This window comes from Bradyrhizobium sp. WD16, assembly GCF_024181725.1.
Taxonomy (GTDB): domain Bacteria; phylum Pseudomonadota; class Alphaproteobacteria; order Rhizobiales; family Xanthobacteraceae; genus Bradyrhizobium_A.
The window spans coordinates 2,352,751-2,365,041 of sequence record NZ_CP028908.1 but is presented as its reverse complement, the minus strand read 5'-3'; the positions used below and the strand labels follow the sequence as shown (position 1 = coordinate 2,365,041).

Below are 12,291 nucleotides of genomic sequence, written 5' to 3'. Positions count from 1 at the left end.
CATTGTAAGACATCGGGAGGACACCGTGCTTCAGATTCCATTGCGCAAGCTCAAGGCGCTGCGACCCGAACCGGCCGCGCTCGATCGCTTCGAGCGCGCCTCCGTCGACGAACTGCGCGCCTGGCAGCGCGCGCGCCTCGCCTGGTCCTTGCGCCACGCCTATGAGCACGTGCCGCATTACCGCTCCGCCTTTGACTCCGCTGGACTGAAGCCGCAGGATTTCCACAACCTCGAGGACCTCGCTCGCTTTCCCTTCACCACCAAGGCTGATCTGCGCGCCAATTATCCCTTCGGCATGTTCGCCGTGCCCCAGAGCCAGGTCGCCCGCATCCATGCCTCGTCGGGCACCACCGGCAAACCGACCGTGGTCGGCTACACCACGGCGGACATCGACGCCTGGAGCGACGTCGTGGCGCGCTCGATCCGGGCCGCCGGCGGCCGCCCCGGCATGATGGTCCATGTGGCCTACGGATATGGGCTTTTCACCGGCGGCCTCGGGGCTCACTACGGCGCCGAGCGGCTCGGCTGCACGGTCGTGCCGGTGTCCGGCGGCATGACCGAGCGCCAGGTCCAGCTCATCAACGATTTCAAGCCCGACATCATCATGGTGACGCCGTCCTACATGCTGGCGATCCTCGATGAATTCCGCAAACAGGGCCTCGACCCGCGCAAGTCGTCGCTGCGCATCGGCATCTTCGGCGCCGAGCCTTGGACCAACGCCATGCGCGAGGAGATCGAGGACGCCTTCGACATGCATGCCGTAGACATCTACGGCCTTTCCGAGGTGATGGGCCCCGGCGTCGCCAACGAATGCATCGAAACCAAGGACGGCCTGCACATCTGGGAGGACCACTTCTATCCCGAGGTGATCGATCCCCAAACCGGCGCGGTGCTGCCCGATGGCGAACGCGGCGAACTCGTCTTCACCTCGCTGACCAAGGAGGCGATGCCGGTGATCCGCTATCGCACCCGCGACCTCACCCGCCTGTTGCCGGGCACCGCGCGGCCGCTGCGCCGCATGGAAAAGGTCACCGGCCGCAGCGACGACATGATGATCGTGCGCGGCGTCAATGTCTTCCCCACCCAGATCGAGGAGAAGCTGGCGGCCATCGCCACGCTGTCGATGCATTACGTCATTGAGCTCAGCCGCGAGGGCCGCATGGACAATATGGATGTCCATGTGGAGGTCCGGCCCGAGGCCGACTATCCGGAGTCGCGCAAGGCCGCCGCCGCCGAGCTCGCCCATTCGATCAAATCGACCATCGGCATCACCGCGCGCATCCATGTGCGCGATCCCGAATCGCTCGAACGCTCGCTCGGCAAGGCACGGCGAATCATCGATCGCCGCCCCAAGGACCAATAGAGATCAAAGGATCAAACCACCCCGATGGCCCGCTCCCGCGCCAGCGATTACGACGACAAACGGCGATCGATCCTCGACCGCTCGGCCGAGCTGTTTTCCGAACACGGCTACGACCGCGCCTCCATGAGCCGCATCGCGGAGGCCTGCGGCGTGTCCAAGGCCAACCTCTATCACTACTACAAGGACAAGGACGAACTGCTGTTCGACGTCATCCGCTGCCATCTCGCCGAATTGATCGAGGTGGTCGAAGCGGCGGACGATGCCGCGGCACCGCCGCGAAAGCGCCTGCGTGGCATGGTCGCCGCGCTGCTCGAGGCTTATCGTGACGCCGACGCCCAGCACAATGTTCAGATCAACAGCCTGCGGCTGCTGCCGAAGGATCGTCAGGCTGAACTCAAGGCGATGGAGCGTGAGCTGGTGACGCTGTTCGCCGAGGCGATGGCCGGCGTCGCGCCGCAACTCAAGGGCACGGCGATGCTCAAGCCGGTGACCATGTCGCTGTTCGGCATGCTCAACTGGCATTACCTCTGGTTCCGCGCCGGCGGCGCCTTCTCCCGCGCCGACTACGCCGAGCTCGTCACCACCCTGATCAGCGACGGCACACGCCGTCTCACCGCCGCCGCGCCCGCTGAAGCTCCGGGGCATGCCGCCCCGAAGCGTCCCGAGACCGAGGTGATGCCATGAAGCTCGAAAGCCATGTCCAGGGCCGCTGGTGCGCGCCCGGTGCCGACCGCATCGAAATCCGCAGCGCCGTCACCGGCGACGTGGTCGCCGAGGCCACCAGCGGCGGACTCGACATGGCGGCGGTCCTCGCCTTTGGCCGCGGCACCGGCGGCACGGCGCTGCGACGCCTGACCTTTCACCAGCGCGCCGACCTCCTCAAGAAGCTGGCGCAGCATCTGACCGAGCGCAAGGACGAGCTTTACCGCCTGTCGCTTCATGCCGGCGCAACGCGCGGCGATGCGGCCATCGATATCGAGGGCGGCATCGGCACGCTGTTCGTGTATGCCGGCAAGGGCCGGCGCGAACTGCCCAACTCCAGCTTCCTGCTCGACGGCGGCGTCGAGCCACTCGGCAAGGGCGGTAGCTTCGCCGGCCGCCATATCGTCACGCCGCTGCATGGCGTCGCCGTGCACATCAACGCCTTCAACTTCCCTTGCTGGGGGCTGCTTGAGAAGTTCGCGCCCGCCCTGCTCGCCGGCGCTCCGGTGGTGACCAAGCCCGCCACGGTCACCGCCTATGTCGCCCATGCCCTGATGCGCCTGATCGTGGATTCGAAGATCCTGCCCGAGGGCGTCCTGCAATTCGTCGTCGGCTCCACCGGCGATCTGTTCGATCACCTCACCTGTCAGGATGTCGTGGCCTTCACCGGCTCGGCGGCGACGTCAGAAACCCTGCAGCGCCACCCGATGATCGCCCGCAATGCAGTGCGCTTCATCGCCGAGCGCGATTCCCTCAATGCCGCGATCCTCGCCCCCGATGCGACGCCGGGCACGGCGGAATTCGACCTCTTCATCAAGGAAATCGTGCGCGAGATGACAGTGAAGGCGGGGCAGAAATGCACCGCGATCCGCCGCGCCCTGGCACCGAACGAATACGTCGGCGCGGTCATCGAGGCGCTGCGAAGCCGCCTCGGCGCGGTGCGGATCGGCAATCCGGCGATCGAGGGGGTGCGCATGGGGCCGCTGGTCGGCCTCGACCAGCGGCGTGACGTCCTCGCCCATGTCGCGCAACTGCGCAGCGAGGCCGAACTGACGTTCGGCGATCCGGACAATTTCACCGTCGAGGGCGCCGACGCCGGCCGCGGCGCCTTCGTGCCGCCGCTGCTGCTTCACTGCGCCGACGCGCAGACCGCCAGCAAGGTCCACGCGATCGAAGCGTTCGGCCCGGTAGCCACCGTGATGGGCTACGACGGCATCGGACAAGCCGTTGCACTCGCCAATCGCGGCGGCGGCAGCCTCGTCGCTTCGCTGTTCACTCACGACGCCACGACGGCGCGCGACGTGGTGTTCGGTATCGGCGCTTTCCACGGCCGGCTGCTGGTGGTCGATCGCGACTGCGCCAGCGAGAGCACCGGGCACGGCTCACCGATGCCTCATCTCGTCCATGGTGGACCCGGCCGCGCCGGCGGCGGCGAGGAGCTCGGCGGCATCCGCAGCCTCGCCCATTACATGCAGCGCACCGCGCTGCAGGGCTCCCCCGCCCTGCTCGCCGCGGTCACCGGAAGCTGGAGCAAGGGCGCGCCGGAAGTGACGATGGAACGGCATCCGTTCCGCTATGGCTTCGACGATCTCGCCATCGGCCAGACCTTCCTGTCGGCCGAGCGCAGCATCAGCCTCGAAGACATCGAGCACTTCGCCCATTTCACCGGCGATACCTTCTACGCCCATATGGACGAGGAGGCGACGCGCGGTCATCCCTTCTTCACCGGCCGGGTCGCCCATGGCTATCTGCTGCTGTCCTTCGCGGCCGGATTGTTCGTCGATCCCGATCCCGGGCCGGTGCTGGCCAATTACGGTCTCGATTCGCTGCGCTTCACAAGACCGGTGCGGCCCGGCGAGAGCATCAAGGTGCGGCTGACCGCCAAGGAGAAGGCGCCTCGCAACGCGCAATATGGCGAGGTCCGCTGGGACGTCGAGATCATCACCGGCACCGGCGAGACCGCCGCGACCTACGAGCTGCTGACCATGAATGCGCTGCGCGCATAACGCCGGCGCAGAGCCAATCGCGACAGGAACCGACATCATGATCATGGTCAGCGTCATCTATCCGGCCGATACCGGCATCCGCTTCGACATGGACTATTACCTCAAGACGCACATCGCGCTGGTGAGGCAGCGCTGGACGCCACATGGCATGACCGACGTCAGGGTAGTGCGCGGCACCGCCAAGGCCGATGGCAGCGCACCCGATTTCAGGCTGATGACGTTGATGACGTTCACCTCGCTGGAGGCCTACAAGGCGGCCGGTGCGGCTCACGGCCGCGAGGTCTCCGGCGACGTCGCCAACTTCACCGACAAGCGTGGGGTTGTGCAGATCAACGAGATCATCGTTTGAAGATGACGATTCCGAAGTTCGTGGGTCAGTTGCGGCATCTTCCGGACACGAACTTCGGAAAGCGGGCACTAGTGCGGTGGATCTGACGCTCGTATCAGTATTGCAGCGAGCTCTTCATACGAGCGTCAGATCCAAAACCGCACTAGTGTGGCAGTGTGGCGTCTCGCAATTGCCTACCGCCTTTGCGGCAAGCCTCTCGTAGGCAATTGCGAGACATAAGCCACACTAGCTTTTTGATTTTGCTAGTGTCCTGATGTCTCCGAATGACCGTGCGAGGGTGAGGCAAACGAAGCGGTAATTCGGAGACAGGACGCTAGAGCCTGTCCTCAATTAGAGGATTCCCAAGCAGATTATCGCATGATTCATAGGCGGTCAGCTGATTCGGAGCTGACCAAATGCGCCGCTACGCCCTTCGGGACGATCAATGGGATAGGATCAAGGATATTTTGCCCGGACGTGAAGGGCATGTAGGGGTCACGGCCAAAGACAATCGGCTGTTTGTAGAAGCGGTGATCTACCGCTATCGAGCCGGGATCCCTTGGCGAGATTTGCCCGAACGCTTCGGCGATCCGATCAAGATACATACGCGTTTTTCGCGCTGGACGAAGAGCGGGGTGTGGAAGAAGCTGTTTAAGATGCTGGCGAGCGATGCCGACAATGAGTACGCGATGATCGACAGCACGATCGTGCGGGCGCATCAGCACAGTGCCGGCGCACAAAAAAAGACGGCGAAAACCAAGCTATCGGGCGCAGCAAAGGCGGGCTGAGCACCAAGATCCATGCGCTTGTCGATGCCCTGGGCAATCCGCTGGACTTCATCCTGACGCCCGGCCAAGCCCATGATCTGGAGGGCGCCGATGCACTGCTGCCCGACATGGCGGCCGACGCCTTATTGGCAGACAAGGCCTTCGACGCCGACGAACGGGTGATTGCCCCTTTGCTGGCACGGGGAAAGTCGGTCGTGATCCCGCCCAGGCGCCACCGGCAGCTCCAGCGCGATTTCGACAAGCACGCCTATAAGGCACGCCATCTCATCGAGAATTTCTTCTGCAAGCTCAAGCAATACCGCGCCATCGCTACCCGCTACGACAAAACCGCCAGAAATTTCCTCGCCGCAATCCACCTCGCGGCGGTTATCATCTGGCTCAATTGAGGACAGGCCTTAGAATGATGATCATTGCTAGTGCAACCGACGCCCGGCCGGCGGCCATGGCACAGAGCGCTTACGCCCTGATGCGCGAAGGGAAGTGACCCTGCTCATGCCGGCTGCTTGCGCGTGTCATAACAGCTGAGTGCGGGCGGGCGTGCCCAGGGCGGCAGGTTCAGCCCGGCGGCCAGTGCAACGGCGAGCGAGTCTTGGTGGCGGCGTCGTAGATCTGAATCTGCAGTTTGGGGAACTTGGTCTTCAGCTTGCCGCCGGCTTCCTCGGCCGCCTCGACCGTCTTGAATTCACTCTTGAAATGACCGTCCACCACCAGGACATATCCTTCGTTGGGGGGCAGATCAGCGCGTCGCGGTTTCTTCGCCTCGATCTCATCGAGCGACAGCACGGGCTTCTTCAAGGCATCCTCACCGTATGTTGCCGGGCGCGCATCCGGAGGCTTCGTCAACCGACGGCCGGAGCGTTCATGCTCGGACATGAAAGACAGGACGCACGCCTCCGGCTGGTCCGGACAGCGGCGCGACTCGTTTCTTAGGCGCAAATGCCGCGAAAGTCACGTTCAGCGGCGCTGAGAGTTGGCATCCTGCGGCTGACCGGTTTGGCGCTTGCTGGCCTCGTGCCGACCCACCACGCAGCCGGCGGCAGCGCCCATAAATCCATGGTGGCCCACATAATGACCGGCGATCCCGCCGACCACGGCTCCCTTCAGGCAACCCTTTGCATCGGCCGGCCCACCGGCACCGACGACGCAAGCGAGCACGACCGCAGCGACGGCGACTTTTGTCATCCTGTCATCTCCGCAAAACATCCAGGTGATGGAAATGGCGCCATCGCCGCTTTGGTTCCGGATGGTGCACGGGAGATCTGCACCAAAATGGGCCACCGGTGAATCGCCGGCATCCAAATTCGGCCGCTTTTCGCGGAACAATCTTCCGCTGCCATGGTTTTTGCTGAATTCTACTTTCAGTTATTCCTGGGGGGATACCCGGTCCATGATCAAACTTCTTGCCGTCGCCCGCGGCGCCGTCGCCGGTATCGCGGTTGCCATCTCGCTCGCGCCGACCCTCGCCAGCGCGCAATCGGCGCCGTTCGCCGGCCTTGCAGGCGTGTGGAGCGGGACCGGGTCAATCTCGCTGGCGAGCGGCACCCGCGAGCGCATCAAGTGTCGCGCGACTTACGCGGTGGGCGAAGACGGCCATGCGTTGCAGCAGACGCTGCGCTGCGCCAGCGACAGCTACCGCTTCGAGCTCAGCAGCAACGTCCACGCCAGCGGCGGCCAGATCAGCGGCACCTGGGCGGAGGCGACGCGCGGCGTCAACGGCGCCTTGCAGGGCCGAGCCCAGGCCGGCCTGTTTCAGGTGGTGGTGTCGTCGCCGACATTTACAGCCAACCTGACACTGACCACCCGCGGCAATCGCCAGACGGTAAAGATCTCGTCCGAGGGCACCGAATTCTCCGGTGTGACCATTGCCTTGGCGCGGTCGTAAGCGCCGGCTCGCAGCAGCGCCGACGCGTGTCGCACGCCAGTGGAGCGGACTTGATTGATGTTATCGGTAGACGACGTCCACGATCTGCAGCGCTTCGTGAGCGCCCAGGACGGCGTCTATCCGGCGGTGCAGGCAGAGCTGCGTGCCGGGCGGAAGCGCAGCCATTGGATGTGGTTCATCTTTCCTCAGATCGCCGGCCTCGGCTTCAGCGCCGTGGCGCAGCGTTACGCCATTGCCTCCCTCGCCGAAGCGAGCGCCTATCTCGCCCACCCGGTGCTGGGCGAACGCCTTCGCGAATGCACCCGTCTCGTTCTGGCAGTGCAGGAGCGCTCCATCAACGCGATCTTCGGCAGCCCGGACGATATGAAATTCCATTCCTGCATGACGCTGTTCGCGCAGGCCGCGCCGGATGAATCGCTGTTCAAGGACGCGCTGAAAAAATATTTCGACGGCGCTCCCGATACCGCCACCCTGGCCCGGCTCTGAGCGGCCAAGGCTGGAGTTGCCGTAGCCCCCCGGCGTGTCATAAATCGAGCCGGATGGCGCGCTGGGGACCGCGGCGATGAAGAACGGGCTCTACTCGATTCACGTCAGGACGCTGGACGGCCATTTCGGCAAGGGCAGCGCCGTCATCATCTTTCGGGACGGCCGCATCCTCGGCGGCGATGCCTTCCTGTTCTACACGGGCAGCTACTCGGTCCAGGGCGACACCATCAAGGGCGAGGTGCAGATCGACCAGCACACCCGGCCCCGCGACGTCGCACCGCTGTTCGGCGGCAAACCCGTCAGCATCGGCTTTTCCGGCAAGGCCGGCGAAGGCGATCTGACCTTCTACGGCAAGCAGAGCATCCGCTTCAACGCGACGCTGCGTCGCGTCGCCGACTCTGATTGGTGATCGTTTTCCGCATTCGTCATTGTCCGCGACGAATCTCATCCGGCACCATGGCCGGCAACTCTCTCCGGCCTTCTGCAGCCTTGATCAACGCCACGATCCGGGCCGACAGCGGCGCCGCGCATTTGTATCGCCGGGCGAACCCGAGCACCGCACCCTGCAGATAATCGACCTCGGTGGGACGACCGCGCTGCATGTCCTCCCACATCGAGGACCGCGCCTGCGGATCGATCCGGATCATCGCCCCCGCGACAAGGCGAAACGCCCAGTCCGGCAGGCGCAGAACGAAAGGAATGAAGGACGGCGACAGCGGCGTCATCGTTGCCGGCTTGATCCCCGCCGCGGCCAGAACCCTCAGCGCCTCCGCGATCTGGTCGGCGAGCAGACATCGCCACCGGCGCTGCGACAGTTGCTGGCGCAACGGCAGACCCGACAGTGCATTCAGCGCATTGTTGAGATTGAGCAGCAGCTTGCCCCATTGCAGACCGGTCATGTCGGCCGCCGCCTGCACCTTCAGGTCGGGCACCGACAGCCGGGTCGCGGTGCCGGCTTCATCGCGGGCAATGACGATGTCTCCCGACGTGGCGCGATGAAAGCGCCCCTTGCCCAAGGCAACCACGTTGAACGGCACCATGCCCGCCAGCACCTTCCGGCCGGCGGCTTGAGCTTCCAGCACGCCGACATTGGTGACGCCGTTCTGCAGGCTGACGATGACGGCGTCCGGCGGGGCGTGGGTGGCAATGATCGCTCCCATCGCAGAGGTATCCGCGCTCTTGACGCAGACCAGGACAATTCCCGCCTCGCGCAGCACGGAAGGGTCCTCGGACATCTCGATCGCGCCCGGCGAAACGCGTTTGTCGACGCCCTCCAGAGTGGTGACCCTCAGGCCGCTGGCGCTGATTTCATCGATGATTCGGCGGCGGGCAAGCAAGGCGACGGGCAGGCCCTCGGCCGCGAGCATGCCGCCGACGAAACAGCCGACACTGCCGGCGCCCACGACGACGATCCGCCTCGATCCCCTCATGAATCCCTCGTCTCGGCCGGACGCCACGATTTCGCCACCGTGGACGAGTTGCTGCTCTACTGCAACTTTGCTTCCGGAACGAGACGACCGGGCCGGAGCGCACAATGTCGCATCTTGCCGGTCGCGGCATCTTCTGGACACGCACTTCGGAAACAAAAGGGTACTAGTGTCCCGTCTCCGAATTTCGTCGGAGGAGATGCGTCACTGGTTCACGAATTTCGGAAAGCGGGCACTAGGCTTCCCGCGAGCTACATAGGAGACCACCATGGGCCTACTCGATGTTCTTAACGGCATGCAGAACGGCCCGCGCGGGCCGCGTGATGAGCAGCGTAGCGGCGGCATGTCGCCTCTCACCATGGCCATCCTCGCCCTGCTCGCCTACAAGGCCTACAAGAAGGTCAGCGGACAGCCGCAGGCGGCGCCTGCTCCGAGTCCCGCACCGGCTCCCTCGAGCACGACGGCTTCTTCAGGTGGCGGCCTCGGCGGAATCCTCGGCGGCCTGCTCGCCGGCGGCGCCGCCGGCAGCGTCCTGAGTGGCGGGCTGGGTGATCTGCTCCAGCAGATCCAGGATGCCGGCCACAGCGACAAGGCGGATTCCTGGGTCAGTCCCGGCCCGAACAAGCAAATCTCGCCCAATGATCTCGCCAACGCCCTCGGCGCCGATCAGATCTCGACGATGATGGCGCAGAGCGGGCTGTCGCGAGACGAACTGCTCGAGGGGCTGAGCCAGCATTTGCCGGAGGCTATCAATCAACTGACGCCCGACGGGAGGCTGCCGACCGAACAGGAAGCCTCACGAATGATCTGAGCACCGCCGCCTTCCACGACAGCGACACAGCAGCAGCAAAAGGAAAGACGGGATGAGCGGCCTCCTCTGGATCATCGTCGTCGGCTTCATCGCCGGCATACTGGCCCGCCTGATTTCGCCGGGCCCGAACAATCCGCAAGGATTTATTCTCACTACCGTGCTCGGCATCGCCGGCGCCTTCATTGCGACATGGATCGGGCAAGCGATCGGTCACTACAGCCCCAATCAGGGGGCGGGGTTCATCACCGCCACCATCGGCGCGGTGGTGGTGCTGTTCATCTGGAATCGTCTGGTGGCCTCGGGCGTGATCCGCGACCGTCAGTGAAAACCCTGACAACGGCACTGCGTCTTTAGGCGCAAGGGCGCAGTGCCCGTTTCACCCCAGGTGCATGCCGGCATCGATACGCACCAGTTCGCCGGTCATATGCCCCGATTGTGGTCCCGCCATGAAGCAGACCACCCCGGCGACATCTTCCGCGCTGGAAGCCACCCGCAGCGGCACTCTCGCCTCCACCATCTCGCGAACCTTGCCGGCGGCCTCGGCGCCGCGCCCCTTCACGAACCACTCGGTATCGATATAGCCCGGGCAAACCGCATTGACCCGGACCGCAGGCGCCAGCGCCCGCGCCAGGGACAGCGTCATCGCGTTGAGCGCGCCCTTGCTCGCCACATAGGCAATCGAAGACCCGACCCCGCTCAGGCCGGCGATCGACGAGACATTGACCACTGCGGAAGCGCGCCCGCGCTCCCGGGCGCCGGCTTCGAGCAGCGCGCGTGCGGCACGGACCATCTGGTAGGGGCCGATCGTATTGACGGCAAAGATGCGCTGAAAGTCCGTCGCCTCAAGGCCTTCGAGCTGCGAGTGTTCGACATGGCGCGTGATGCCGGCATTGTTGACGAGCGCATCGAGCCCGCCCCAGCCGTTTGCGGCCTCGGCAATGCGGCGGCAATTTGCATCGATCGAGACATCGCCCTGCACGACCGCGACCTCGGCACCGGCGGATCGGCAGGCCGCAGCCACCTCTTCTGCGCCATCGGCGTTGGAGCCGTAATTGAGCACCAGCTTCGCCCCGGGACAGGCGAGGCCGCGCGCGGTCGCCGCACCCAGTCCCGACGCGGCGCCGGTCACGATCACGCGTAAAGTTTGCGTCGTCATTCCTTGTGCTCCTTCCTGCCCAGTCGAATTCATATTCGGATGTTGACGCAGGCTAACCGCAGTGTCGCCGCGGCGACAACGATTCCATGCGACCGTCATGCGGAATATCCGGCAGGATGATGCCGCTGGTGCATGTGCACCCGCAAGCAGCGTAGCGGCCGCGTGCTTGTCAGTGAGCGTGGTTTTCCCCATCATGCCGCGCAACACGACTGCCCGTCCCGTGACGGCACGAGAAGCGGTTATCAGGTCGGGAGGACTCGTTTGGGCCACGACACCTGCGACAACATCGTCGTCGATACGGCCGCACGCATCTTTGCCGATCTCGCCGACAGCCGGACGATCATCCGCTCCGCTTCGGCCGACTGGAAGGTGCCGCTATGGACCGCGCTCGCCGATGCCGGCCTGACGCTCGCCTGGGTGCCCGAGGAGCTGGGCGGTGCCGGCGCCGGACTCGCCGACGGCTTCGGCGTGCTGCAGGCAGCCGGTCGTGCGGCTCTGGCCGTGCCCCTTGCCGAGACCCTGCTGGCCGGCTGGCTGCTGGCGCGCGCCGGCATCAAATCGCCGGGCGGCGCCATGACCGTAGCGCCCACCAACCCCAAGGATCGCGTCCACATCGATGCCGACGGACGGCTGCAGGGCCGCGCGCGCAGCGTGCCGTTCGCGCGGGAGGCGCGCCATCTCGCCATCGTCGCCGAGGCGACTCAAGGCCCCGTTATCGCGCTGGTGGCGACCGACACCTGCCGGATCACCGCAGGCATCAACCTGGCCGGCAACGCCTCGGACACCGTCGTCTTTGACGGCGCGACCATCGTGGCGAGCGCTGCCGCGCCGGTCGGTTTCGCGGCCGATGACCTTTTGATCATCGGCGCGATCGCGCGCAGCTTGCAGATCGCCGGCTGCCTGGAAACCGCGCTCGACATCACGGTGAATTACGCCAACCAGCGCGTCGCCTTCGAGCGGCCGATCGCCAAGTTCCAGGCGATCCAGCACAACCTCGCGCGCCTCGCCGGCGAGGTGGCCGCAGCGGTGACAGCGGCGAGTTCGGCGGCCGACGCCCTGGCCCATGGCGCCAGCGGCGATGCGCTCCTGCTCGAAGCGGCTGCCGCCAAGATCCGCTGCGCCGAAGCCGCGGAAATCGGTGCCGCCGTCGCCCATCAGGTCCACGGCGCCATCGGCTTCACCAGCGAGCATGTGCTGCATCGCTATACGCTGCATGCCCTGGGCTGGCGCGACGACTTCGGCCACGACAGCCATTGGGCCGCGCAACTCGGCCGCCGCGTCGCCGCCCTCGGCGCCGATCAGTTGTGGCCGCTGGTGGCGGCACGATGACCGCTCGGCGAGG

At 65.3% G+C, this 12,291-nt stretch carries 15 protein-coding genes; 11 read left to right on the top strand and 4 right to left on the bottom strand.

Translation table 11 applies throughout. The features are described 5' to 3' along the window. Positions 1-25 precede the first annotated feature (25 nt). The 5 genes from paaK (at position 26) to DB459_RS10925 (ending at position 5,573) form a co-directional block, all read left to right on the top strand. A complete protein-coding gene (paaK, locus tag DB459_RS10945) occupies positions 26-1,363 on the top strand; it encodes a phenylacetate--CoA ligase PaaK (protein ID WP_253712865.1) in 1,338 nt (445 codons plus the stop codon). A gap of 24 nt (positions 1,364-1,387) precedes the next feature. After that, positions 1,388-2,047 (top strand): TetR/AcrR family transcriptional regulator, encoded by a 660-nt coding sequence (locus DB459_RS10940; RefSeq protein ID WP_253712864.1) that lies wholly within the window; start codon positions 1,388-1,390, stop codon positions 2,045-2,047. Beyond that, positions 2,044-4,071, top strand: a complete 2,028-nt coding sequence (paaZ, locus tag DB459_RS10935) for a phenylacetic acid degradation bifunctional protein PaaZ (RefSeq protein ID WP_253712863.1) — start codon at positions 2,044-2,046, stop codon at positions 4,069-4,071. The genes DB459_RS10940 and paaZ overlap by 4 nt, the downstream gene beginning before the upstream one ends. Positions 4,072-4,108: 37 nt before the next feature. Beyond that, positions 4,109-4,420 (top strand): EthD family reductase, encoded by a 312-nt coding sequence (locus tag DB459_RS10930; RefSeq protein ID WP_253712862.1) that lies wholly within the window; start codon positions 4,109-4,111, stop codon positions 4,418-4,420. 395 nt (positions 4,421-4,815) lie between these two features. Beyond that, a protein-coding gene (locus tag DB459_RS10925; RefSeq protein WP_253711008.1) for an IS5 family transposase occupies positions 4,816-5,573 on the top strand; the annotation gives its coding sequence in 2 pieces (ribosomal slippage) (positions 4,816-5,146 and positions 5,146-5,573; 759 coding nt in all). A gap of 169 nt (positions 5,574-5,742) precedes the next feature. Here the strand turns inward: DB459_RS10925 and DB459_RS10920 are convergent. Beyond that, positions 5,743-5,982 (bottom strand): hypothetical protein, encoded by a 240-nt coding sequence (locus DB459_RS10920; protein WP_253712861.1) that lies wholly within the window; start codon positions 5,980-5,982, stop codon positions 5,743-5,745. A gap of 159 nt (positions 5,983-6,141) precedes the next feature. Further along, the gene (locus DB459_RS10915; protein ID WP_253713521.1) at positions 6,142-6,369 is read right to left on the bottom strand and encodes a hypothetical protein; all 228 of its coding nucleotides are present in this window, start codon (positions 6,367-6,369) and stop codon (positions 6,142-6,144) included. Between the two features lie 205 nt (positions 6,370-6,574). Between DB459_RS10915 and DB459_RS10910 the strand changes: the two genes are divergently transcribed. The 3 genes from DB459_RS10910 (at position 6,575) to DB459_RS10900 (ending at position 7,964) form a co-directional block, all read left to right on the top strand. Beyond that, the gene (locus DB459_RS10910) at positions 6,575-7,069 is read left to right on the top strand and encodes a hypothetical protein (RefSeq protein ID WP_253712860.1); all 495 of its coding nucleotides are present in this window, start codon (positions 6,575-6,577) and stop codon (positions 7,067-7,069) included. A gap of 57 nt (positions 7,070-7,126) precedes the next feature. Further along, entirely contained in the window at positions 7,127-7,555 is a 429-nt protein-coding gene (locus DB459_RS10905; RefSeq protein WP_253713520.1) for a DUF1810 domain-containing protein, read from the top strand. Positions 7,556-7,631: 76 nt separating this feature from the next. Beyond that, the gene (locus DB459_RS10900; RefSeq protein ID WP_253712859.1) at positions 7,632-7,964 is read left to right on the top strand and encodes a GrlR family regulatory protein; all 333 of its coding nucleotides are present in this window, start codon (positions 7,632-7,634) and stop codon (positions 7,962-7,964) included. Between the two features lie 16 nt (positions 7,965-7,980). Here DB459_RS10900 and DB459_RS10895 read toward each other — a convergent pair whose 3' ends face one another. Beyond that, positions 7,981-8,985, bottom strand: coding sequence for a 2-dehydropantoate 2-reductase (locus DB459_RS10895; protein ID WP_253712858.1), 1,005 nt, complete (start codon positions 8,983-8,985; stop codon positions 7,981-7,983). A 265-nt stretch (positions 8,986-9,250) separates the two neighbouring features. Here DB459_RS10895 and DB459_RS10890 point away from each other — a divergent pair, with 265 nt between their 5' ends. Together DB459_RS10890 and DB459_RS10885 are read left to right on the top strand one after the other, a co-directional pair. Next, positions 9,251-9,793: a YidB family protein gene (locus DB459_RS10890; RefSeq protein ID WP_253712857.1), complete on the top strand. Its 543-nt coding sequence runs from the start codon at positions 9,251-9,253 to the stop codon at positions 9,791-9,793. A 52-nt stretch (positions 9,794-9,845) separates the two neighbouring features. After that, on the top strand, positions 9,846-10,118 hold the full coding sequence (locus tag DB459_RS10885) for a GlsB/YeaQ/YmgE family stress response membrane protein (protein ID WP_253712856.1): 273 nt from the start codon (positions 9,846-9,848) through the stop codon (positions 10,116-10,118). 51 nt (positions 10,119-10,169) lie between these two features. Here DB459_RS10885 and DB459_RS10880 read toward each other — a convergent pair whose 3' ends face one another. Beyond that, positions 10,170-10,949, bottom strand: coding sequence for an SDR family NAD(P)-dependent oxidoreductase (locus tag DB459_RS10880; RefSeq protein WP_253713519.1), 780 nt, complete (start codon positions 10,947-10,949; stop codon positions 10,170-10,172). Between the two features lie 261 nt (positions 10,950-11,210). Between DB459_RS10880 and DB459_RS10875 the strand changes: the two genes are divergently transcribed. Next, positions 11,211-12,278, top strand: coding sequence for an acyl-CoA dehydrogenase family protein (locus tag DB459_RS10875; RefSeq protein ID WP_253712855.1), 1,068 nt, complete (start codon positions 11,211-11,213; stop codon positions 12,276-12,278). The last annotated feature ends 13 nt before the right edge of the window (positions 12,279-12,291 follow it).